Consider the following 20,520-nt stretch of genomic DNA (forward strand, 5'->3'; position numbering starts at 1 on the left):
AGCCGCTATGCAATCAGGAGTAACACAGATGCGTACTGTAGGAATCGTCGCCGGCCTCGCGCTGGGATGGGGCAGCACCGTGGGGGCGGCGGAGCTGCAGCTGCGCATCCTGGAGACCACCGATGTGCACATGAACCTGCTGAGCTACGACTACTACCAGGACAAGCCCACCGACCAGTACGGCCTGGCGCGCACCATCAGCCTCATCAAGGCGGCGCGTGCCGAGGCGCCGAACAGCCTGCTGTTCGACAACGGCGACCTGCTGCAGGGCAGTCCTATGGGTGATGTGATTGCCAAGGTGCACCCGCTGCAAGACGGCCAGACCCACCCTGCCTACAAGGTGATGAACCAGCTGGGTTATGACGCGGCCAACCTGGGCAACCACGAGTTCAACTTCGGCCTGCCATTCCTGCAGCGCTCGCTCAAGGGTGCCAACTTTCCCTATGTCAATGCCAACATATACCTCGACAACGGCGCACAGGAGCAGCATGCATTCACCCCCTACCTGCTGCTGAAGCGCGAGCTGCTCGATGCCGAGGGTAAGAAGCACTCCATCACCATCGGTGTGATCGGCTTTGCGCCGCCGCAGATCATGCAGTGGGACAAGGCTAACCTGGAGGGCAAGGTGGTAGTGCGCGACATCGTGGCCACGGCGCAGAAATACGTGCCCGAGATGCGCGCCAAAGGTGCGCAGCTGGTGGTGGCTATTCCGCACAGCGGCTTTGAGAAGGGCGAGGTTGGCCTGCTGGCCGAGAACGCGGTGTCCAAGCTGGCCGAGGTGCCGGGCATAGACGCCATCTTGTTCGGCCACGCGCATGCTGAATTCCCCAGCAAGGCCTTCGCCAGTTACCCTGCCGTGGACGCCGCGCGCGGCACCATCCACGGCGTGGCTGCCGTCATGCCGGGCCGCTGGGGCGACCACCTGGGCGTGGTGGACTTCACACTGGACGACAGCGGCGGCAGCTGGAAGGTGGTGAACAGCCAGTCGTCCATCCGCCCCATCTTTGACCGCGCTGCCAAGCAGTCGCTGGCTGCTGCCGACCCCATGGTTGAGCAAACCATAGCCACCGAGCACGCGCAGACGCTGGACTATGTGCGCAACAAGGTGGCCTTCAGCAGCGCACCTATCTACAGCTACTTTGCCCAGGTCAGCGACGACCCCTCGGTGCAGATCGTCTCCAACGCGCAGACCGCCTATGTGAAGCGCGCCATGCAGGGCACGGACTATGAAAAGTACCCCGTGCTGTCGGCCGCCGCGCCGTTCAAGTCCGGCGGCCGCCAGGGCTGGAGCTACTACACCGACATCCCCGCCGGCCCGCTGGCCATCAAGCACATGGCCGACCTGTACATCTATCCAAACACCCTGAAAGCCATGTTGCTGACTGGCGCGGAGGTGCGGGAATGGCTGGAAATGTCGGCCGGCCAGTTCCTGCAGATCGACCCCAAAGGCGCGCCGCAGCAGCCATTGGTCAACGATGCTTTCCCGTCTTACAACTTCGACACCATCGACGGTGTGGCGTACGAGCTGGACCTGACCCAGCCCGCCCGCTATGACGCCAAGGGTGGTCTGGCGGCCGCCAGCGCACACCGGGTGCAGAACCTGCGCTTCGACGGCAAGCCGATAGACCCGGCGGCCAAATTCATCGTCGCCACCAACAACTACCGCGCGTTCGGCGGCGGCAACTTCCCCGGCCTGGGCGCCGCCAAGGTGGTGCTGGACGCCCCCGACGAAAACCGCCAGGTGCTGGTGGAATACCTGCAGCTCATGGGCACGCTGACGCCCGGCGGCCAGGTCAACCCGCAGGCCGATAACAACTGGAAGATCCAGCCCGTGCCCGGCGTGCGCATGGCCTTCAGCTCCGGCAGTGGTGGCATCCGCTACCTGGCGAACCACCCGGGCATCTGGCTGGTGAAGGACAACGGCGACGGGTCGGCGCTGTACACACTGGGCGAGTAAGCCGGCGGACTAGGTAAGTCGCTGGCCCGACGTCACACGGGCCACATACACCGCCATCAGCAGCGCAAACCCGGCCATCACCCACATCAGGCCATTGCCGCCCACGGCATGCATGGCAGCAGCTGCCGCCAATGGGCCGACGACCGCGCTGAGCGTGTAGACCATGGACACCGCGCTCATATTGCGCGCCATGCTGCCGCCCTGCGTCTTGGCGCTGGCGATCAGTGCCAGGGTCAAGTAGGCCGTGACCAGGCCGCCCAGGCAGAACACCGCCGTGTGCAGCAGCAGCGGGCCCAGCGCATAGGTCAGCGCCAGCGCGACCACGGCGGTGCCGATGCAGCAGCACAAGCTGGCGAAGGCCATGCCCCGGTGGTCGGCCAGCCAGCCGGCCACGTACTGCATCAACAAACCGCCCAGACCGAAGCTGGCCAACAGGCTGGCGATCTGCGCTGCATCCAGTTGCTGCGCCGTACCAAACACCGGGAACAGGCCGATGAATGCCGACTCCGACATGCCTCCAAACAAGGCCACGCCCAGGCCCAGCAGAAAGATCTTTTCGCGCGGCAGCTGCCAAAACGGCGTTGCCTTGGGGGGCTGCGCGGAGGTGTTGGAAGTGGATGCCCGCTCCTCGTGCGCCCACAGCAAGGGCAGGGCCGCCATCAGCAGAAAGCCCATGCCCAGCCACAAGGGCGCCAGACCCTCAATGCCCCACCAGCCCGACATGGCCGGAGCCACGATGGGCGCCAGTGCAATCAGGGTTTCATGGAAGCCCACCAGCCGCCCGCGCGCATGGCTGGGCGCGATGTGGTACAGCCAAGGCTCCAGCCCAATCCAGCGCAGCCCCTGTCCAAAGCCGGCCAGCAAACCCGCTGGCAACCACAGCGTCGGCATGCCCAGCGCGATGGCACCCAGGGCCAGGATGGAGCACAGCAGCGCCGCCAGAATGGTGGGCCGCGCGCCAAACTGGCGGGTTAAGCGTGGTGCCACGCCCAGCCCCGGAAGCTGCCCCAGCCACAGGGATGCGGCATACAGGCTGAGCTGCAAGGCCGTCGCGCCTTGCTGTTCCAGCCACAGCGGCAGCACCACGAATGGAATGCCGAATTGCCCGACTTGGGCAAAGGTGGAGACCGCATTCAGCGCGGCGATGCTGCGCCAGTCATAGGTGGTGTGCTGCATGGAGTGAGAGCTTGAAGCGTGGATGGCTTCGCGGTGTGTCTGCTATTTTATTCGTAGCTGTTGGTGCAGGTTTTATATGCAGTTGTGGGCTATCCGGTTTAATTCATTGATGCGCGGTGCCAGCGTCCCCGGTCGGGGGCGTGGGTATCAGGAGCGCTCTATACCCCTCAACTTGCCTCGAAATATATATAAAAAGAAGGTGATGCCAGTCTCCGCCTTTTTAAGGAAAGATGCAGGCGCGCGGGAAGTGGCTGTGAGGCACCGGGCTATAGTGGTTTGTCGTTTTTGCCTGCCGTTTTGCAGGCCTAGTAACGCCCGCAGCTGTCATGCTTTTTCTTGAAGTCCATCCATGAGCATTCTCGCGTCGCTTTTCTCTTCCACTCTGTATGTCCAGTTGTCACCCGATCGCTTGTCTGTACGCAACCCCAAGTCAGGCCAGTATTTTTCTGAAGTGCCAGAAGTGGCCATTGCCCATGTGCCCAAACCTAAGATTGTTGGCATAGGGGCCGAAGCACGCATGCGGGCTGCGGAGCCAACGGTGAAAATCGTTAACCCGTTTGGGCATCCTCGGACCTTGGTGGGTGACTTCACGGTGGGCGAGCAGCTGCTCAAAGCCTGTTTTTTCCGTGTCAATCGCAGCACATGGTTCTCGATGGCGCCGCGCGTGGTGATGCACCCGCTGGGCGATCCGGCGGGCGGGTTGACGCAGGTAGAAATACGCGCTTTCCATGAAATGGCCTTAGGTGCCGGTGGCAGCCAGGTCAAGGTGTGGCAGGGGCGCACACTGACCGACTCTGAGCTTTTGTCCGGCACATTCCCGGCGGACGGCGCCGTACTTTCATAGAACTGGCCGGTCCTCGGTTCTGATATTGCACACCACCCGTACCTCGCCCGCCATAGCTTTTACCCCTTGCACGCCAAAGCTGCGCTCCACCAACGTCACCTGGCCCCGCGCACAGTGCACCAAGGTGCTGGCGCGCGTGCCGTAGTGCGGTAGGTGGATGAAGGCGGCCGATAGGCCACGCTCCAGGTCCAGGGGGATGCCGGTGTGCGGCAGGTCCGCATCATCGGCCAGGCGGGTGTCGGTCAGCAGGGGCCAGAGCTCGGTTTCCAGGGCGGGGCTGAGGTGGTTGGACTCGGCGGCTCGGTGCTGCTGCAGGGCCTGGGCGAATCCGTGGTGCAGGCGGACCAGTTTGGGCCAGGGGGTGTGGAAGTCGGCATTCGATACGGCCCAGACACCGGGCTCGGGTGCGAAGTGCTTGCGGTGCCGGCTCTCATACGCGTGCAGCTGCTGGCCGTCGAACAGCAGCAGATTGAACGGGTTGTAGGCGTCGGACTCGGCGGCCAGGGCTTGCGCAAACTCCTCGGCCGTTTGTTGGCCCTGCAAAAAGGCGGTGACGATGCCACCCCGCGACGGGGCCTTGGGGTTGTGCCGGCTGGGGTCGCGGTAGTTGGTGAGCGCGGCCAGCCGGCCGCTGGGCGTGTGCAGGCCCATCCAGGTGCCGCCGCCTTGCAGGTCCTGGCCGGCGACGATGGGGCTGTTGGCCCAGCGGTGCAGCGGCAGGGCGGGACGGGCATAGAACTCGTCGCGATTTGCGGCGATGGTCAGCGGGGCTATGGCGTCGGGCTGCCACTGGAATGCAATCAGGCACATGGTGTTTGCTATGGTTTTGGTAGCTTCTGGCGCAGGTGGAATGTGCGCTGCGGGCAGATTTTCTTCAAGGGGCGGGCAGCACACTGAGCTCGTTGATGACGGCTTCCACATCGTCGATGCCGCGCACCAACTGCTCCACGGCTTGGGCTGCTTCGCGGCTGCGTACGCAGCCCTGCAGCCAGACCCAGCGTCGCTGACCCAGCACCCAGATGCTGGAGTCGGCAAAGCGCCCGTCGGCCAGGATGGCCTTGGCCGCGCGGGGGATGATTTCGGCGTCGTACAGATAGGCGTTGGGCAGGCGGCAGCGGCCGGAACGGTAGCAGCTGGTGCCGCGCTCGGCGCGCCAATGGGTTTCGGCCTGCATCTCGGCCAGGCTGATGCGCGGGCCCAGTTGGGGCGGGCAACTGGTGATGGCCGAGGTGACTTGCAGGAAGGGGTCGTTGAAGTAGTTTTGCAGCGCCTGGTCGGATGGGGCGGCCTGGGCGCCGGCGCAGCCGGCCAGGGCCAGCGCCAGGCTGCTGCGGCGCAGACGGTACAGAGTGCGCAAGGAGGGCAAAAAGGTCTTGGGCATGCGGGGCATGAAGCTGATGCTGCGCCGATTGTGCGCCTCCGTCAGTGCCCGTGCAGGCGACCCCACAGGTTTCAAGGATTTTATGGCCCTGGCGCAGGTGGCATCTGCGCAGGCAGCTTCTTTTTTGATAGCGGCATGCAGCTCAGGCGTTCTTGCCCAGCACGCATTTGGCGCAGGCAATGTCGTCGTCGGTGGGCATATTCGCCATGACCTCGGTGTACGTGGGGTAGTCAAGCATGGCCATATAGCAGACCAGGTGGTGGAAGCAGGCCTTGTCCTGGCAGATTTTGGCCATGGAGAAGTCGTCGTTGAAGATCTTGGCCTGCAGCAGGTCGTGGTACTTGGAGCAGTGCAGTATGTCGAAGGGCGGCAGCTGGGGCACCAGGTCGTGCGCGTAGTTGAACACGTCGTAGTTGGGCACGTTCTGCTCGAAGGCGTTGACGAAGTTGCTGTCGCCGGTTTTGGGCGATGCGAACAGGCAGGCGCTGGCGTTCAGGCCCAGGCGGCGCAGGTCCAGTGTCAGATAGGTGCTGATGGCCGAACCCAGGCTGTGGCCCAGCACCGTGACCGGGCTGGCGCCCACCAGGGCGCTCATCCCGCTGGCCAGGGGCGACCAGCCCGGGCCGCCGCCCAGCACATGCAGCTGCATGCTTTGGTAGATGTTGTAGAAGCCGCGGTCCACCAGCCCGCCTACGGGGTGGGGCACCATCAAGAAGTCCAGGTCGTCTATCCATTCGGGCAGGCTCTTGGTGCCGCGTATCGCAACCGCGAAGTTGCCGCCGGCATCTTGCGCCACAAAGCCGTAGCAGTGCACATCGCCCATGCCCATGACGGTGCTGGTGGAGGTGAGCCCGCTTTGGCGAGACACGTCGGCGCCGGAGATGTAGGCCCGCAGCGTCCAACCGTCGGGGGCGATGCGCGGATCGGGCGGCGGCGTCAGCTGACTCCAGTTGGCCTCGCACATGTCGAAGGCGTACAAAACCAGTTTGGCCTGTTGGGCGGCAGCGCGTCTGTCCATGGTGTTCTTTCGGTGGAGGAGGTGGGGCGGCAGCCCGCATGCGCGTACCGCGGCCAAGATGGTTCACCTGGGCGCGGGCAATGTCAATCCAGGCGCCACCGCAGGGCGGCTGGATTTCTCCTAAAGAAGGAGGATGCGTCAGCCAGGTCAGGCTTGGCTTTTGTTTTGCGCCAATCGCAGGTAGCGCAGCGCCCCGCGGCCCAGCTGCAGCAGGCTATGCAGGCGGGAGCGGCGGTACAGGCCCTGGCGCATCGGCTCTGTGTGCGGACGCAGCAGCTTGCGGGCCTCCCAGTAGGCCCAGCGCATCACCAGGGCATCACGGCGCAATATGTATTTGGCATAGAACGCGCCTCGTCCGGCGTAATAGCCGGCGTACAGCCCCCGCAACTGTTCCGCAGAGCGCCGACCATGGTTGTGCTGGACCAGCAGGCCGGGCACATATTCGATCAGCCCACCGGCACGCACTACGCGGTACAGCATGTCGAGGTCTTCGGCCACGCCGATAGCACTGCCGGGTCCGATATTGGTGTCGAAGCGGCCCAGGCTACGCAGCCAGTCGGCCCGAAAGGCCATATTGCAGCCGATGATGGGAATGTTGTCCGGGCTGAACCCGGTGAGCCCAGTGCGGCTGGCCTGCAGGGAGCGTTTGATGGTGACCGGTGCGTCCAGCGGATCGTGCAGCTCGACCCGCCCGCCTATGCAGTGAGAAGCCGGGTGCGTGCGGAAATGCGCCACCACCGTGGCCACCCAGTCGTCGGCGACAAGGATGTCGTCGTCGATGAAGGCCAGCAACTCGCCGCGCGCCAGACCCAGTGCCTGGTTCAGGCCATAGGCTTTGCCGCGCCGCGGCTCATACAGAGTGACCACGGCCATGGGGGCGGTGGCGGCAAAGTCCTGCAGCACGGCGGCGGTGTCGTCGCTGGAGGCGTTGTCGGCCACCAGTACCTCCCAGCGCAGGTCTGCGTCGGTGTGGTTACAGGCCAAAGCGTCCAGCATGCGGCGCAGGTCCGCCGCGCGGTTGTAGGTGCTGACGACGACCGACAGGTCGAACGCTGTCGTGCTCATGCTCATGCGCTGCAGGCCGGATGGCAGACGCTGTTCATTTCGCCATAGCACGCTTGGCCCAGCAGGTGCTTGGTATGGCGCTTGTCACCGGTGACAAGCATTCGGTCGCCATGGACGGATTGCATCTGGGCCTATCGTGTGTCGTTTGTGCACGCACACTATACGCAAAGCCCTGGCCCGCTTGGCGTGGGTTTTGGTTTTTAGTTCTCCTGGCTACAGGCTCAATCGGGTGTGGTCAGATCCTTGGCATCGCTGTCCACCACAAATACCGCCAGCAGCTTGGCCGGTTGGGTGTTGCTGGCGTTTTCGCTGACGCCGTGGTGCTGGCCCGGTGTCTCGTAAAAACTCTCACCCGCGCGGTAGATGCGCACCGGCCCGCCGTCGATCTGGCTGCGGATCGCACCCTGCACCACGTACGCAAAGATGAACGCCGAAGCCGCATGCCTGTGCGAAGGCGAGCCGCCGCCGGCCGGGTAATCGACCGTCACTGCAATCATGGTTTTGCCGGCGATATTCGTGATGGCCTGGTTGAAGATGGGCTGGACGCTGGAAGCGCGCTCGCTGTCGTGGGCCTGTGCGATCGAGGCCAGCGGCAGCGCCAAGGCCAGGCCGAGGAGGATGGATTTCACGGAGTGCATGGCGTAGACGATCGTTGGTTGAAAACAGGGGTGGCTGAGCTGTCACAAGGGCAGGGCGTTGCGCAGCAGCCATGCATGCACGGCTGCATCGTCCGCAATTTCGAACAGGCCATCGGTGGTGGACATCAAGCCGTGGGGGCAAAGCCCAGCGCGATGGCGACGCGGTTCCAGGCGTTGATCGCGACGATGGCGACGCACAGGTTCGCGGCTTCTGCTTCGCTGAAGACCTCGCGCAGCGCAGCCCAGGCTGCATCGGGGGCGCCCTGGCGGCTGACGTCGGTCAGATGCTCGGTCCAGGCCAGCGCGGCCAGTTCGCGTGCCGAGTAAATACCCGCCTCGCGCCATACCGGCAGCATGTCGATCTTGGTCTGCGGCAGGCCGGCCTTGCGCGCCAGGCCCAGGTGGTATTGCACGCAGTAGGCGCAGCCGTTGATCTGCGAGGCGCGCAGCTCCAGCAACTCGACCAACTGGTCGTCCAGGCCGCCGTGGGAGGCGGTACCCAGGCCGTACAAGGCGGTGACGGCCTTCGGGGCCAGGCGTTCGAAATCGGGGTAGCTGATGCGGGTTGGGTGGCTAGACATGCTGTTTCCTAGAGGGTGACTGAACGAAGAGTTCCCATTCTCAAACTACACTGGTCCAAGCATTAGGCCAATATTTATAAAAATGATTAGTCCACTTTTCACCACGCCATGGCCGGAAAACATACGCAGGCCCCGCTGATCGGCGACCTGCCACTGGGTACGCCCGCACCTGGCGAAGGCCTGCAGCACTGGCTGCACGGCGCGCTGCGCCGGGCCATCCTCGATGGCCGGCTGCCGGCCGACAGCATCTTGCCCAGCACGCGCAGCCTGGCGCTGCAGCACGGCCTGGCCCGTGGCACGGTGCAGGCGGCTTACAGTCAGCTGGTGTCCGAGGGCTACCTCCTGGCCCAGCCTGGCAGCGGCACGCGTGTCAGCCATGCCTTGCCGGACCTGGCCTTGCGCGTCGGGCCGATACCCCGACGGCGCAGCCCGCTACCGGCCGCCAAGCCGACGCCTCCGTCCGGCCCATGGTTGCAGCGCGTGGCCCACTTGGAGCCGCCGTTTCCGTTGGGTGGTGGTGGGGCTCCGTTGCCCTTCGCGCCCCACCGGTGCGATGTCAGCGCTTTCCCCATGACCCTGTGGCGCCAATTGCATGCGCGCCAGTTGCGCCCGTCCCGGCTGCACGCGCTGTGGGACGCCGACCCCGCCGGCCTGGCCGAGCTGCGCGAGGCCATCGCCGCACACCTGGCGATTGCCCGGGGTGTGGCGGTGTCGGCCACGCAGATCGTGGTGTTGAGCAGCGTGCAGCAGGCGCTGGACCTGTGTGCGCGTTTGCTGCTGGCGCCCGGTGACGCGGTGTGGATGGAAGACCCTGGTTACCCCGGCGCGCGGCAGGTGCTGCTGGCCTCTGGTGCCCAGGTGGTGGATGTGCCGGTGGACGCGGATGGTCTGCGGGTGGACGACGGGCTGAGCCTGGCACCCACGGCGCGCCTGGCCTATGTGACGCCATCGCGCCAGGCACCTCTGGGCGTGGCTTTGTCGCCCGAGCGGCGGTTGGCGCTGCTGCGCTGGGCGATAGCCAACCAGGCCTGCATTTTCGAAGACGACTACGACAGCGAATACCGCTTCGTCGCCAAGCCGATTCCGGCGCTGAAAGGCCTGCCGGGCGCAGACGCCCATGTGGTGCTGGCCGGCACCTTCAGCAAGCTGCTGTTCCCGGCCCTGCGCCTGGCCTATGTGGCACTGCCGACGCACTTGGTCGAGCCGTTTCAGCGCGCCGCCTCGCTGACCTCCCGCCATGCGAATGGTCTGGCCCAGGCGGTGCTGGCCGACTTCATGGCCGACGGCCATTTCGACCGCCATGTGCGCCGCATGCGCAAGCTCTACGCAGCCCGGGCTGCAGCGCTGGAGCAGGCGGCCCACTCGCACTGGCGGGGGCTGATCGAGCTGCCCACGGTGCAGGCCGGGCTGGACGTGGTGGGCCGCTTGGTGGACATGGATGAAGCCACGGCCCTGCGCCGTTTGGCCCCCATCGGGATACAGGCTGCGCCCTTGGGGCGCTACACCAGCAGCCACCCGGTGGGCCAGGGCCTGGTCATGGGCTTTGCGCCCTTCAGCCCCGCCGTGATTGACCAGGCCGCGCGCCAGGTGGGCGCAGCCCTGCGGCGTTGACTAAAAGAGTACCCGGCCTTCGATGCAGGTGACGGATTCGCCGCCCACCCATACCTGGCCGTCCGCGTCCTGGTAGACGTGCACCCGGCCTTGGCGGTTCAGGCGCGTGCCCTGGGCGGCCTGGTATTGCGTGGGAGCAAAGCCATCGGCGATCAGCCACTGGGCCAGGCTGGCGTTCAGGCTGCCGGTGACCGGGTCTTCGGGCACTTCGACGGCGGCGGCGAAGGCGCGCACCTCCAGCAGCGGGTCGGCCGGGGCCGCGTGGATGCCGACCACGCCGACACAGATGCCTGTGTTCTTCAGCGCCGTGTGGTCGGGCTCCAGCGCCAGCACGGTCTGTGGGCTGTCCAGCAGCAGGCCCAGCCAGGGCAGGCCGTTGTCCAGCATTTGCGCGACCAGCAGCTGCTGGGGTTTCAGCCCGAGGGCCGCAGTGATTTGCGCCATGAGCGCTGGGGCCAGCGTGCTGCGTTGCATAGGCGGCGCGGCAAACTGCAGGCGGCTGCCGTCGCGGCGTATGCGCACCAGGCCGACCTGGCATTCCTGTACCACCAGGCCCGGCTGCTGCGGCCTGCCACCGGCCTGCAGCCAGGCGTGGCAGCTGCCCAGCGTGGGGTGGCCGGCAAAGCGCAGCTCGCTTACCGGATCGAAGATGCGCACCCGGTAGTCGGCTCCTGCCGTCCGGCCGGCCTCGGTGGGCGGCAGCAGAAAGGTGGTTTCGGACAGATGCGTCCAGTTGGCGAAGCGCTGCAGCTCGGCGTCGCCCAGGCCCGCTCCGTCCAGCACCACGGCCAGCGGGTTGCCCTGGTAGGGCGTTGCGGTGAATACATCGACTTGCTGGAACGGGCGAGTGGGCATGGCAGGCTCCATAAAGAAAAAAGGCCGCCAGCGCAGGTATTGCCTGCGCAAGCAGCTATTAAAAACCTAGCGTTTGGCTAGAGCAACACGCTGCCGTTCACGCAGGTGACCGACTCGCCGCCGACCCACACCTGGCCCTGCGCATCGCGTTCGATGTGGATGCGGCCGGCGCGGTCCAGGCAGGTGCCTTGGGACACCAGGTATTCCTCGGGTGCGTATCCGTCGGCGATCAGCCACTGGGCCAGGCTGGCGTTCAGGCTGCCGGTGACCGGGTCCTCCAGGATGCCCACCGGGGCGCCAAAGGCGCGCACTTCCAGATGCGGCTCGGGCGCGCTGGCCGGGGCCGTCTTGCCAAAGGCGCGGGCCTCGCGGTTGGAGCGCACTATCAGCGGTGGGGCCGCGTCTTCCGTGGGGTAGATGCCCACCACGCCAACTTTGTGGCCCAGGTTCTTCAGCGCCAGCTGGTCGGGCTTGAGCTGTAGCACGGTGTGCGGGCTGTCCAGCAGCAGGCCCAGCCAGGGCGAGCCGTTGTCCAGCATCTGCGCGGCCACCACGTCGCGCGCCTTCAAGCCCAGGGCGGCGGCCAGCTGGGCCAGCAGCATGGGGCTGGGTGCGCTGCGCTTCAAAGGCGGTGCGGCAAAGAACAGGCGGCTGTCGCGGCGGCGGATGCGCACCAGGCCGACCTGGCATTCCTGCACCACCACACCGCTCTGCCGGGGTTGGCCGCCAGCTTGCAGCCAGGCGTGGCAGCTGCCCAGCGTGGGGTGGCCGGCGAAGCGCATTTCGTCGATGGGGCTGAAGATGCGCACCCGGTAGTCGGCGCCAGCGGCCCGGCCCTCGGGCGTAGGTGGCAGCAGAAAGGCGGTCTCTGACAGATTGGTCCAGTTGGCGAAGCGCAGCATCTGCGCCTCGCTCAGACCTGTGCCGTCCATCACCACCGCCAGGGGGTTGCCCTGGTAGGGGGTGGGCGTGAAAACATCGACTTGCTGGAAAGGGCGTTGTAGTGCGGACATGGCGGGTGTTTCAGAGTGGCTGTCGGTGGTGTCCCCCAGTCCCCCCCGCCGGGGGAGAGGGGGATTGGGTGTGAGTTTAGAGGGCGCGAATGGCCGCGGCCAGGGCCTTGATGCCGATATTGATTTGTTCCACGCTGGCCGTCACAAAGGACAGGCGCAGGGTGCGTGGGTCGGCCTGGTCGGCGTAGAACGCGCTGCCGGGCACAAAGGCCACGCCCTGGTCCACCGCCTTGGGCAGCAGGTCCACGGCGTGGATACCTTCGGGCAGGCGGGCCCACAGGAACATGCCGCCGTCGGGCGTATTCCAGGTCACGCCGGCGGGCATTTCACGCTCCATGGCGGCCAGCATGGCATCGCGCTGGGCTTTGTACAGCGTGCGGATGGTCGGCACGTGGCGGGCCAGGAAGCCGTCTTGCATCACCGCCACCACCATGCGCTGGTTGAAGCTGGGGCTGTGCAGATCGGCGGCCTGCTTGGCCTGCAGCAGCTTGGGCATCAGCGCCTTGGGGGCGATCACATAGCCTAGGCGCAGGCCGGGCGCCAGTACCTTGGAGAACGAGCCCATGTAGACGCAGCCGTCTGGGTTGCGGGCGGTAAGCGGCGCGGGCGGCGGCGCGTCGAACCACAGGTCGCCGTAGGGGTTGTCTTCGACCAGGGGCAGGCCGAGGGCGGCGGCGCGTTCCACCAAGGCGGCGCGGCGGGCTTCGGTCATGGTGCGGCCGGTGGGGTTCTGGAAGTTGGGCAGCACGTAGAAGAATCGGCCGTTGTCTGCCTTGCGGGCCAGGTCGTCCAGGTCCACGCCCTCGTCATCGCTGGCCACACTGACCACCTTGGGCTCCATGGGGGCGAAGGCCTGCAGCGCGCCCAGGTAGGTGGGCGTCTCCACCAGCACCTTGCTGCCCGGGTCGATCAGCACCTTGCCCAGCAGGTCCAGGCCTTGCTGCGAGCCGGTGGTGATCAGTACCTGGGAGGTTTCCACATTCCAGGGCAGCTGGGCGGCGACGATCTCGCGCAGCGGGCCATAGCCTTCGCTGGCGGCGTATTGCAGCGCGCCCCGGCCGTCTTCGTGCAGCACTTTTTCGCAGGCGGCGGCGAACTCGGCCACGGGGAAGGTCTTGGGTGAGGGCAGGCCGCCGGCAAAGCTGATGATGCCGGGGCGTTCAGTCACCTTGAGGATTTCACGGATCACCGAAGAGTTCATTTTCTCGGTGCGGGCGGCCAGATGCCAGGGGTTCGCGGGGATGCTCATGGTGCTCTTTCAAGGTGCCGCACAGCGCGGCAGGTTTTTACGCGTAGTTGGAAAGGGATTGTCGGCTAGGACAGCATGGGTGCGAGCGAAGCGACCAGCAAAACTGCCATCAAACCGTTGAAAAGTCGCCGGTAGTGGGGTATGCGCAACCAGTGGCGCAGCCGGCTGCCCGAGAAGGCCCACAGGCTGATGGCGGGGATGCCGACAATCGCAAACCAGGCGGCCGCAGCTACGACCAGTGCGTGGCTGCTGTGGGCTGGCACATAGCTGCTGAAAGCGCCCACCGCCATCACCCAGGCTTTGGGGTTGACCCACTGAAAACCGGCCGCGCCCCAGAAGCTGATGGGGTGGCTGGCCTCGGCGTCTTTGGGCGCGCCGGCCGTGGCCACGCCCCAGGCCAGGTACAGCAGATAGGCCGTGCCCAGCCACTTCAGCACCAGGTAGAGCTGCGGTATTTGTTCAAACAGCAGACCCAGACCCAGGCCGACCGCAGCCAGCAGAATAAAGAAGCCGATCGACACCCCGGCCATGTGTGGCAGCGTGGCACGAAAACCGTGGTTCACGCCCGAGGCCAGCAGCATCAGATTGTTCGGACCGGGGGTGATGGAGCTGACGAAGGCAAACAGCGTCAGCGCAAAGAAGAGTTGGGTTGTCATAAAGCTTCTTTCAACAATCAACGCACCGGCATGCGCTTGCCGATGAAGACCACGGCGATGACGGCTAGCCCGAAACCCACCGTTACCGTATCCAGGCGCTCACCGAGCAACGGCACGGCGAACAGCATGCTCAAGAACGGCTGCACCAGCTGCACCTGGCTGACGCGCACCGTACCGCCCAGCGCCAGGCCGCGGTACCAGGCAAAAAAGCCCAGCCACTGCGAGAACACCGCCAGGTAGCCAAATGCCAGCCAGCTGGTGGGCTGCAGCGCGGCCGCTGGCCAGGTGAACGCCGCGCCGGGCACGGTCAGCGGCAGCGAGATCACCAGGGCCCAGCAGATCACGTGGTCAGCCCGCATGCGCCGCGACAGCAGGCCGCCAAAACCATAACCCACGGCGCCGAACAACATGGCCAGCAAGAGCAGTACATCGGCGGACTGTATGGACAAACCGCTGCCCGAGCGCAGCATCGCAAAGCCCACCACCAGCGCGCTGCCCAGGGCAGCACACAGCCAGAAGCCTTTGGACGGGCGCTGGCGGTGCAGCAGCGCACCGGCGGCGGCGGTGGTCAGCGGTAGCACGCCGACGATCACGCTGGCGTGTACCGCTTCCACATGCCGCATGGCAATGGAGGTCAGCAGCGGAAAGCCGAACACCGCGCCCGAGGCGGTCAGGGCCAGCGGCCACCAGTCCGCGCGCTGCGGCAGCGGTGCCCGTGTGGCGAGCAGGAAGGCGATGGACAGCAGCCCAGCGGCTGCGGCGCGGGCCATGGCGATGAACACGCCGGACATCTGCGGGTCGGCCGACGTGCCCACGGCCAAGCGTGTCATCGGCAGGGTCAGCGCAAAAATCACCACCCCCAGCAGGCCCAGCCACAGGCCGCGGCGCTCGGCGGCACTGAGCGGGGTAGGTGCGGTGTGCAGTACGGTGCTGTGCAGGGTGGACATGGTGGTTAGGCCCGGAGTGGACATTCAATGTAGTGGCAATACCAGCACACTAGCAGTACACTTTGTGGCGTCAGTTTTTGAACTGTATTGATAGAAAAAGCAGCACAGACTTGGGTTTGCTGTCTGCCACCGTCTTTGGAAAGGGGCTCTCCATGCTCATGAAAGCCGCATCCCAGTCTTTGACCGAGCAGCTCGCCAGCCATTTCGCCGAGCGCATACGCAGCCGCCTGTTGGCCGGCGGGGCACGCCTGCCCTCGGTGCGGCAGTGTGCGCAGCAGCACCAGGTCAGCGCCTCCACCGTGGTGGCGGCCTACGACCGGCTGCTGGCCCTGGGCCTGGTGGAGGCCCGCAAAAACCGCGGGTTTTATGTGCGAGAAACGGCGCAGGCGCAGGATTTATCTGCGCCAGATGCTACGGATTCAGGAGCAAGCCGGGTGGCACGCCGGCCCATTGATGCAGCCGCTCTGATGCGCGGCATGTTCCATGGCGACAGCGACAAGCCCCAGCCCGGCATGGGTGTGCTGCCGCCCGACTGGCTGGTCAACAACTTCATGCCCGCCGCGGTGCGCCGCGTGGCGGCCGGCACGGCCGACTTCACCCTGCGCTACGGCGAGCCGGCGGGCGACCTGGGCCTGCGCAAGACCCTGTCGCAAAAGCTGGCCGGCCTGCACATACCGGCCGCGCCCGAGCAGATCATCACCACCGTGGGTGCGACCCACGCGCTGGACATCGTTAGCCGCGCTTTGCTGCGCGCCGGCGACTATGTGATGGTGGAGGAGCCAGGCTGGGCGGTGGAGTTTGCCCGGCTGGCGGCCATGGGCATGCGCATACTGCCGGTGCCGCGCAGCGCCGAGGGGCCGGACCTGGCGGTGATGGCGCGCTACTGTGAGGCACACAGCCCGAAGTTGTTCGTCAGCGTCAGCGTGCTGCACAACCCCACCGGCTACTGCCTGACGCCGGGCGCAGCGCACCGGGTGCTGACGCTGGCCAATGCACACAACTTCTACATCGTCGAGGACGACACCTACAGCCACCTGGCGCCCGAGCACGCCACCCGCCTGTGCGTGTTGGACGGCCTGCAGCGCACGCTGTACGCCAGTGGTTTCTCCAAAATTCTGGCGCCGGGCTGGCGCGTGGGCTACCTGGCTGCGCCCGAGGCGCTGGTCGAGCGCCTGCTGGACACCAAGCTGCTGGCCACCTTGACCACCCCGGCTTTGCTGGAAAAGGCGCTGGCCTGGTGCATAGACCAGGGCCAGCTGCGCCGCCATGCCGAGCGCGTACGTGCCCGGCTGGACCAGGCCCGCACCCGCAGCGTGCGCCTGGCGCTGGCGGCGGGCTGCACGTTTGCGTCCGAACCCGCGGGCCTGTTCGGCTGGGTGGATACCGGGGTGGATACCGACGCCTTGTCGCAGCGCATGCTGGACGTGGGCTACATGCTGGCGCCGGGTGGGCTGTTCCATCTGGCGCGCCCGCCCAGCAGCCTGATGCGCATTAACTTCGCCAGCACGCAGGACGCGGCCTTTTGGCGGGTGTTCGAGCGGGTGCGCAATGGCGCTTGATATGCTGGCGCGATGTCTTTAAGCCTTCCGCTGCCCCGTATCCTTTGTGCCGCTTTGGCGGCCTGCCTGATGGCTCCGCTGCTGGCCTGGGCCCAGCCGTCCAGCGCAGGCGAACCGCCCGCCGACTGTGCCAGCCGCTACCCACCCCTGGTGGCCATGCCAGACAGCCCGGCGCGCGACCGTGGTTTTCTGTGGCGTATCAGCAAGGGCGGCCACACCTCCTACCTGTACGGCACCATGCATATAGGCAAACCCGATTGGGCCCGGCCAGGTCCACAGACCCAGGCCGCGCTGGACGCGAGCCAGCAGTTGGCGCTGGAAATGGACGCTGTGCCCGCCACCATCCAGGCCCTGATGGCAGGCTTGGCGCGCCAGCCCGACCAGATGCTGGCGCCCGCCTTGGAGGCGCGTTTGCGCCAAGCGGTGGCCCAAGCCTGCCTGCCCCCGGCTTTGAGCGATATGTTTGCGCCGGAAATGCAGGTGACCATGTTGGACATTGGCATGCTGCGCGCCGACGGATATTCGGGAGATTGGGGCGCAGACGTCCAGCTGGCCGCCATCGCCCACGCGCGCGCCATGCCGGTGGTGGGGCTGGAAACACCGCAAGACCAGGTGCGCTTGCTGCTGGCCGCCAATGCAGAAGAGCGAAACGAGGGCGTCCAGGAGCAATTGGACGATATGGCTTCTGGCAAGGTGCGCCGTATCACCTTGCGCATGGTCCGCATGTGGGACGAGGGCGACCACGCCACTTTGCAGGCCTACAAGGCCTGGTGCGAATGCGCTCCAGCGAACGACCGCGAGCGCCGCACAATGAAAGCCCTGCTGGACGACCGCAACCTCGGCATGGCGCAGGCCATAGACCGCCTGCATGGGCAGGGTACTTCTGTCTTCGCTGCGGTCGGCAGCCTGCACATGGTGGGCCCTACCGGCATTCCGGCCTGGATGGCCCGGCATGGCTACCGGGTGCAGCGCGTGGCATTTGGCTCTGCGGGCAAAAATTAAGCTGCGGCAGACATGGTGCGTATGTCGGCTGGTTTTGCTATAAATTATGTAGCTTATTGCGCCTGTATTCCCTGCGCTAGAGGTGCTTTTTCCATGTCTTTTCGTAGACCTCAAGCGTAGCGTAGGGCACCCATGTGCGCAGTTTGATGCGCATCAAGTTTTGCAGAGTTGGGTGCGGTACCGGTAGCATGGGCTGCAGTTTGTTACCCATGGGCTGGGGTATCCAACCTACACTCAAGCCCGCTACTTTTCACGGGAGTGGACTTATGCCCACACACGCATTTGGCTTGGATAGTCTTTTGGATGACCTGCGCAGCCGTTATGGGGAGGGCGATGCGGTCGTGGTGCAGCTCAAGGCCGAGCTGGACAAGCGGCTGCAGGAAGAGCAGTCGCGCCCCGTGGTGGAGCGGCGTGCCAAGAACTCCCCGGCCAAGTCCCATTCGCGGGCCGGCTGGCAGGACAAGTTCAAGTCGTCCCACGACGCACCGCCCAGCTTTTTGCATTAAGACCGCCCGAGTCCGTGTTGCCACGGATAGCAGGGAGTTATGCATAACATCCCCCAAGTGCCTTTTTATGCCTCGACGCCAGATGGGGGCTCGCCGTAAGCAGCAGCTACCAGATCGGCCAGATGTTGGGCGGTCTCGTCCATGCTGCGACGGGCGCGGTGCACCATGCCGATGTCCCGATGGAAGGTGTGTTGCCCCAGATTGATCGCGCGCACTGCGGCGGGCCAGCGCCGGTTGGTGCTGGTCTGCGGCAGCAGCGCGATGCCGACCCCATTCGCCACCAGGCGCACGATGGCTTCCAGCTCGTCCACCTCGCAGACCTCCTGCACATGCAGATGTGCTGCACGCAAGAAGCGGTCAACCTGCCTGCCGCCGAATGAGGCGCGGTCGTAGCGTACGAACGGCTGGCTGGCCAGCAGTTCGGACCAGTCGTTGCCCTCCACCGCGCGGGGTACCAGCAGGCGGAATGGCTCGCGTGACAGCGTGGTCCAGCGCAGGTCCGAATGCAGCGAAAAAGGCGGGCGGATGATCACCGCCATGTCGATATCCCCGGCATCCACCTGGTTCACCAAATCCATCGACAAACCCGGAATCACGCGAGAGCGGCAATCCGGAAACTGCTTGTGGAATTTGGCCAGCACGTCGGGCAGCAGGGTTCTTTGCACCGATGCAATTGCTCCGATGCGGACGAATACCGCCGCCGCCCGGCCCTTCTGGCGTGAGCCGAGGTCGCCGTAGAGGCGGATCAGCTCCTGCGCCCGGTCGAGCGTCTGCTGTCCCATCGCATTGAGCCGCGCCGATCGCCCTGTGCGGTCGAAAAGTGCGAAGCCCAGCTCAGTCTCTAGCCGCTGCATCTGTGCGCTGACCGCCGCCTGCGTGAGGCCAATGGCTTCACCCGCCGCAGCAAATGTGCCCTGTCTTGCCACTGCGATGAAGGTCTTGAGTTCGCGAATCATGCGTCAACTCCAGGGTGATGGATCGGCTGCAACCAATCACAAAAAATATTTGTACTCAGGATAAATATATATTGATATTATTATTTTCACGCGGGATTCACACTTGCGCATCTTTCCTCACCACCAAGGTCAAAAATGCAAAATCCCCAAACAAATCCTGCGATGCTCTCCCCGTTTCACCTGGCTTTCCCGGTGCATGACCTCGCCCTGGCGCGTCGCTTTTATGGTGGTTTGCTGGGCTGTCCCGAAGGGCGTGCTTCCGACGATTGGATTGACTTCAACTTCTACGGCCACCAGATCGTTGCGCACCTGGCCCCCAGCGAAACCGGCCTGGCCCAACGCAACGCGGTAGATGGCCATGGTGTGCCCTGCCGCCATTTCGGCATCGTGCTGCCCATGGCGGACTGGGACACCATGTCGGCCCGACTGAAGGCAGAGGGCGTCGAATTCATCATTGAACCCTACGTCCGCTTCAAGGGTGAGCCAGGTGAACAGGCCACCATGTTCTTTCTGGACCCCTCTGGCAATGCCCTCGAGATCAAGGCATTTGGCGATATCACCAAGCTCTTCGCCAAGTAAGCCCCGACCGACGACCGCCCCACGAGAAAAACCATGAAAACTCTGGCTCTGACTCTTATTGCGGCCTGTGCGGCATTCGCTGCGCAGGCGGACACACTGCAGAAAATCAAATCGACGGGGACCGTCACGATGGGCGTGCGGGATTCGTCCGGCGTGCTGTCGTACACCTTGGGCAAGGAGCAGTACGTTGGCTTTCATGTTGAGCTGTGCCAACGTGCACTGGCCGACATCCAGAAGCAGCTGGGCCTTGCGAAGCTGGAGGTTCGCTACCTTCCGGTGACCTCCACCAACCGCATGCCTTTGCTGCAGAACGAAACCATCGACCTGGAGTGCGGCTCCACCACCAACAACGCGACGCGCAAGCAGCAGGTCGCCTTCGCCGTCACCACCTACGTTGAAGAGATTCGGATTGCCGTCAAGGCCAGCTCCGGCATCCAGTCGATCAGCCAGCTGAACGGTAAAAAGGTGGCGACCACCAGTGGAACGACCAGCGTGCAGGTGTTGCGTAAGCACCAGCGTGCCCAGGGTGTGGAGTTCCAGGAGGTGTTTGGCAAGGACCACGCTGAAAGCCTGCTCAACCTGGAGTCAGGACGCGCCGATGCCTTTGTGATGGATGCCCAGGTGCTGGCCGGAAACATCGCCAACGCGCGCAAACCTGCCGACTACAAGATTGTGGGGGAGGTGCTGGGGGTCGAGCCCATCGCCATCATGGTGCGTAAAGGCGATGCCGCTTTCAAGCAAAGCATTGACAACACTTTGCGCGGACTGATGAAGAGCGGCGAGATCGCAACCATCTACGACAAATGGTTCATGAAGTCTGTTCCTCCGACGGGTGCTTCCATCAACCTGCCAGCTTCCCAGGCGACCAAAGCCGCCTGGGCCAATCCCAACGACAAGCCGACGGAAGAGTACGCCGTGGCGCACTGA

At 65.0% G+C, this 20,520-nt stretch carries 21 protein-coding genes; 8 read left to right on the forward strand and 13 right to left on the reverse strand.

Translation table 11 applies throughout. The annotated features are described in order from the left end of the window. Window positions 1-28: 28 nt before the first annotated feature. On the forward strand, window positions 29-1,957 hold the full coding sequence (locus AC07VY_RS17220) for a bifunctional 2',3'-cyclic-nucleotide 2'-phosphodiesterase/3'-nucleotidase (protein ID WP_495098532.1): 1,929 nt from the start codon (window positions 29-31) through the stop codon (window positions 1,955-1,957). Between the two features lie 9 nt (window positions 1,958-1,966). Here the strand turns inward: AC07VY_RS17220 and AC07VY_RS17225 are convergent, their stop codons facing one another. Beyond that, window positions 1,967-3,133, reverse strand: a complete 1,167-nt coding sequence (locus AC07VY_RS17225; protein ID WP_495098531.1) for an MFS transporter — start codon at window positions 3,131-3,133, stop codon at window positions 1,967-1,969. Window positions 3,134-3,482: 349 nt separating this feature from the next. Between AC07VY_RS17225 and AC07VY_RS17230 the strand changes: the two genes are divergently transcribed. Beyond that, on the forward strand, window positions 3,483-3,977 hold the full coding sequence (locus AC07VY_RS17230; protein WP_495098530.1) for a rod shape-determining protein: 495 nt from the start codon (window positions 3,483-3,485) through the stop codon (window positions 3,975-3,977). On the opposite strand, the gene AC07VY_RS17235 is transcribed toward AC07VY_RS17230, so the two are convergent. The 6 genes from AC07VY_RS17235 to AC07VY_RS17260 all read right to left on the reverse strand — a co-directional run bounded on the left by AC07VY_RS17235 (window position 3,972) and on the right by AC07VY_RS17260 (window position 8,660). Beyond that, on the reverse strand, window positions 3,972-4,787 hold the full coding sequence (locus AC07VY_RS17235) for an NRDE family protein (RefSeq protein ID WP_495098529.1): 816 nt from the start codon (window positions 4,785-4,787) through the stop codon (window positions 3,972-3,974). The two genes, AC07VY_RS17230 and AC07VY_RS17235, sit on opposite strands and share 6 nt — an antisense overlap. Before the next feature lie 64 nt (window positions 4,788-4,851). Further along, window positions 4,852-5,367, reverse strand: a complete 516-nt coding sequence (locus AC07VY_RS17240; RefSeq protein WP_495098528.1) for a BON domain-containing protein — start codon at window positions 5,365-5,367, stop codon at window positions 4,852-4,854. A gap of 133 nt (window positions 5,368-5,500) precedes the next feature. Further along, a complete protein-coding gene (locus tag AC07VY_RS17245; protein WP_495098527.1) occupies window positions 5,501-6,376 on the reverse strand; it encodes a lipase family protein in 876 nt (291 codons plus the stop codon). Window positions 6,377-6,523: 147 nt separating this feature from the next. Beyond that, entirely contained in the window at window positions 6,524-7,441 is a 918-nt protein-coding gene (locus AC07VY_RS17250) for a glycosyltransferase family 2 protein (protein ID WP_495098526.1), read from the reverse strand. Between the two features lie 221 nt (window positions 7,442-7,662). Next, window positions 7,663-8,079, reverse strand: coding sequence for a cupin domain-containing protein (locus AC07VY_RS17255; RefSeq protein WP_495098525.1), 417 nt, complete (start codon window positions 8,077-8,079; stop codon window positions 7,663-7,665). 125 nt (window positions 8,080-8,204) lie between these two features. Continuing rightward, window positions 8,205-8,660 (reverse strand): carboxymuconolactone decarboxylase family protein, encoded by a 456-nt coding sequence (locus AC07VY_RS17260; RefSeq protein ID WP_495098524.1) that lies wholly within the window; start codon window positions 8,658-8,660, stop codon window positions 8,205-8,207. Between the two features lie 108 nt (window positions 8,661-8,768). Here AC07VY_RS17260 and pdxR point away from each other — a divergent pair, with 108 nt between their 5' ends. Further along, window positions 8,769-10,271, forward strand: a complete 1,503-nt coding sequence (gene pdxR, locus AC07VY_RS17265; protein WP_495098523.1) for a MocR-like pyridoxine biosynthesis transcription factor PdxR — start codon at window positions 8,769-8,771, stop codon at window positions 10,269-10,271. Here the strand turns inward: pdxR and AC07VY_RS17270 are convergent, their stop codons facing one another. The 5 genes from AC07VY_RS17270 to AC07VY_RS17290 all read right to left on the reverse strand — a co-directional run bounded on the left by AC07VY_RS17270 (window position 10,272) and on the right by AC07VY_RS17290 (window position 14,991). Beyond that, window positions 10,272-11,126: a PhzF family phenazine biosynthesis protein gene (locus AC07VY_RS17270; RefSeq protein ID WP_495098522.1), complete on the reverse strand. Its 855-nt coding sequence runs from the start codon at window positions 11,124-11,126 to the stop codon at window positions 10,272-10,274. A 77-nt stretch (window positions 11,127-11,203) separates the two neighbouring features. Next, window positions 11,204-12,139: a PhzF family phenazine biosynthesis protein gene (locus tag AC07VY_RS17275; RefSeq protein ID WP_495098521.1), complete on the reverse strand. Its 936-nt coding sequence runs from the start codon at window positions 12,137-12,139 to the stop codon at window positions 11,204-11,206. A gap of 76 nt (window positions 12,140-12,215) precedes the next feature. After that, window positions 12,216-13,388, reverse strand: coding sequence for an aminotransferase-like domain-containing protein (locus tag AC07VY_RS17280; RefSeq protein ID WP_495098520.1), 1,173 nt, complete (start codon window positions 13,386-13,388; stop codon window positions 12,216-12,218). A 65-nt stretch (window positions 13,389-13,453) separates the two neighbouring features. Beyond that, the gene (locus AC07VY_RS17285) at window positions 13,454-14,044 is read right to left on the reverse strand and encodes a LysE family translocator (RefSeq protein ID WP_495098519.1); all 591 of its coding nucleotides are present in this window, start codon (window positions 14,042-14,044) and stop codon (window positions 13,454-13,456) included. Window positions 14,045-14,061: 17 nt separating this feature from the next. After that, window positions 14,062-14,991, reverse strand: a complete 930-nt coding sequence (locus AC07VY_RS17290) for a DMT family transporter (protein WP_495098518.1) — start codon at window positions 14,989-14,991, stop codon at window positions 14,062-14,064. 152 nt (window positions 14,992-15,143) lie between these two features. Here AC07VY_RS17290 and AC07VY_RS17295 point away from each other — a divergent pair, with 152 nt between their 5' ends. The 3 genes from AC07VY_RS17295 to AC07VY_RS17305 all read left to right on the forward strand — a co-directional run bounded on the left by AC07VY_RS17295 (window position 15,144) and on the right by AC07VY_RS17305 (window position 18,058). Then, window positions 15,144-16,550 carry an aminotransferase-like domain-containing protein gene (locus tag AC07VY_RS17295; protein WP_495098517.1) on the forward strand — a complete coding sequence of 469 codons (1,407 nt, stop codon included), beginning with the start codon at window positions 15,144-15,146 and terminating at the stop codon, window positions 16,548-16,550. A gap of 12 nt (window positions 16,551-16,562) precedes the next feature. Beyond that, window positions 16,563-17,552, forward strand: a complete 990-nt coding sequence (locus AC07VY_RS17300; protein ID WP_495098516.1) for a TraB/GumN family protein — start codon at window positions 16,563-16,565, stop codon at window positions 17,550-17,552. A 266-nt stretch (window positions 17,553-17,818) separates the two neighbouring features. Further along, window positions 17,819-18,058, forward strand: a complete 240-nt coding sequence (locus AC07VY_RS17305) for a hypothetical protein (protein WP_495098515.1) — start codon at window positions 17,819-17,821, stop codon at window positions 18,056-18,058. A 65-nt stretch (window positions 18,059-18,123) separates the two neighbouring features. Here AC07VY_RS17305 and AC07VY_RS17310 read toward each other — a convergent pair whose 3' ends face one another. After that, window positions 18,124-19,014, reverse strand: coding sequence for a LysR family transcriptional regulator (locus AC07VY_RS17310; protein WP_495098514.1), 891 nt, complete (start codon window positions 19,012-19,014; stop codon window positions 18,124-18,126). A gap of 162 nt (window positions 19,015-19,176) precedes the next feature. Between AC07VY_RS17310 and AC07VY_RS17315 the strand changes: the two genes are divergently transcribed. Both AC07VY_RS17315 and AC07VY_RS17320 read left to right on the forward strand, forming a co-directional pair. Further along, window positions 19,177-19,593 (forward strand): VOC family protein, encoded by a 417-nt coding sequence (locus tag AC07VY_RS17315; protein ID WP_495098513.1) that lies wholly within the window; start codon window positions 19,177-19,179, stop codon window positions 19,591-19,593. Window positions 19,594-19,626: 33 nt separating this feature from the next. After that, window positions 19,627-20,520, forward strand: a complete 894-nt coding sequence (locus AC07VY_RS17320) for an amino acid ABC transporter substrate-binding protein (RefSeq protein ID WP_495098512.1) — start codon at window positions 19,627-19,629, stop codon at window positions 20,518-20,520.

It is taken from the genome of Rhodoferax sp. GW821-FHT02C08 (assembly GCF_059421805.1).

Excerpts from the sequence above, each read along its gene's own strand:
- AC07VY_RS17290 (WP_495098518.1), bottom strand. The coding sequence starts at position 14,991 with ATGTCCACCCTGCACAGCACCGTACTGCACACCGCACCTACCCCGCTC.
- AC07VY_RS17220 (WP_495098532.1), top strand. The coding sequence starts at position 29 with ATGCGTACTGTAGGAATCGTCGCCGGCCTCGCGCTGGGATGGGGCAGC.
- AC07VY_RS17295 (WP_495098517.1), top strand. The coding sequence starts at position 15,144 with ATGCTCATGAAAGCCGCATCCCAGTCTTTGACCGAGCAGCTCGCCAGC.
- AC07VY_RS17280 (WP_495098520.1), bottom strand. The coding sequence starts at position 13,388 with ATGAGCATCCCCGCGAACCCCTGGCATCTGGCCGCCCGCACCGAGAAA.
- AC07VY_RS17270 (WP_495098522.1), bottom strand. The coding sequence starts at position 11,126 with ATGCCCACTCGCCCGTTCCAGCAAGTCGATGTATTCACCGCAACGCCC.
- AC07VY_RS17305 (WP_495098515.1), top strand. The coding sequence starts at position 17,819 with ATGCCCACACACGCATTTGGCTTGGATAGTCTTTTGGATGACCTGCGC.
- AC07VY_RS17235 (WP_495098529.1), bottom strand. The coding sequence starts at position 4,787 with ATGTGCCTGATTGCATTCCAGTGGCAGCCCGACGCCATAGCCCCGCTG.
- AC07VY_RS17275 (WP_495098521.1), bottom strand. The coding sequence starts at position 12,139 with ATGTCCGCACTACAACGCCCTTTCCAGCAAGTCGATGTTTTCACGCCC.
- pdxR (WP_495098523.1), top strand. The coding sequence starts at position 8,769 with ATGGCCGGAAAACATACGCAGGCCCCGCTGATCGGCGACCTGCCACTG.
- AC07VY_RS17250 (WP_495098526.1), bottom strand. The coding sequence starts at position 7,441 with ATGAGCACGACAGCGTTCGACCTGTCGGTCGTCGTCAGCACCTACAAC.
- AC07VY_RS17260 (WP_495098524.1), bottom strand. The coding sequence starts at position 8,660 with ATGTCTAGCCACCCAACCCGCATCAGCTACCCCGATTTCGAACGCCTG.
- AC07VY_RS17255 (WP_495098525.1), bottom strand. The coding sequence starts at position 8,079 with ATGCACTCCGTGAAATCCATCCTCCTCGGCCTGGCCTTGGCGCTGCCG.
- AC07VY_RS17285 (WP_495098519.1), bottom strand. The coding sequence starts at position 14,044 with ATGACAACCCAACTCTTCTTTGCGCTGACGCTGTTTGCCTTCGTCAGC.
- AC07VY_RS17300 (WP_495098516.1), top strand. The coding sequence starts at position 16,563 with ATGTCTTTAAGCCTTCCGCTGCCCCGTATCCTTTGTGCCGCTTTGGCG.
- AC07VY_RS17310 (WP_495098514.1), bottom strand. The coding sequence starts at position 19,014 with ATGATTCGCGAACTCAAGACCTTCATCGCAGTGGCAAGACAGGGCACA.
- AC07VY_RS17245 (WP_495098527.1), bottom strand. The coding sequence starts at position 6,376 with ATGGACAGACGCGCTGCCGCCCAACAGGCCAAACTGGTTTTGTACGCC.
- AC07VY_RS17230 (WP_495098530.1), top strand. The coding sequence starts at position 3,483 with ATGAGCATTCTCGCGTCGCTTTTCTCTTCCACTCTGTATGTCCAGTTG.
- AC07VY_RS17240 (WP_495098528.1), bottom strand. The coding sequence starts at position 5,367 with ATGCCCCGCATGCCCAAGACCTTTTTGCCCTCCTTGCGCACTCTGTAC.
- AC07VY_RS17225 (WP_495098531.1), bottom strand. The coding sequence starts at position 3,133 with ATGCAGCACACCACCTATGACTGGCGCAGCATCGCCGCGCTGAATGCG.
- AC07VY_RS17320 (WP_495098512.1), top strand. The coding sequence starts at position 19,627 with ATGAAAACTCTGGCTCTGACTCTTATTGCGGCCTGTGCGGCATTCGCT.
- AC07VY_RS17315 (WP_495098513.1), top strand. The coding sequence starts at position 19,177 with ATGCTCTCCCCGTTTCACCTGGCTTTCCCGGTGCATGACCTCGCCCTG.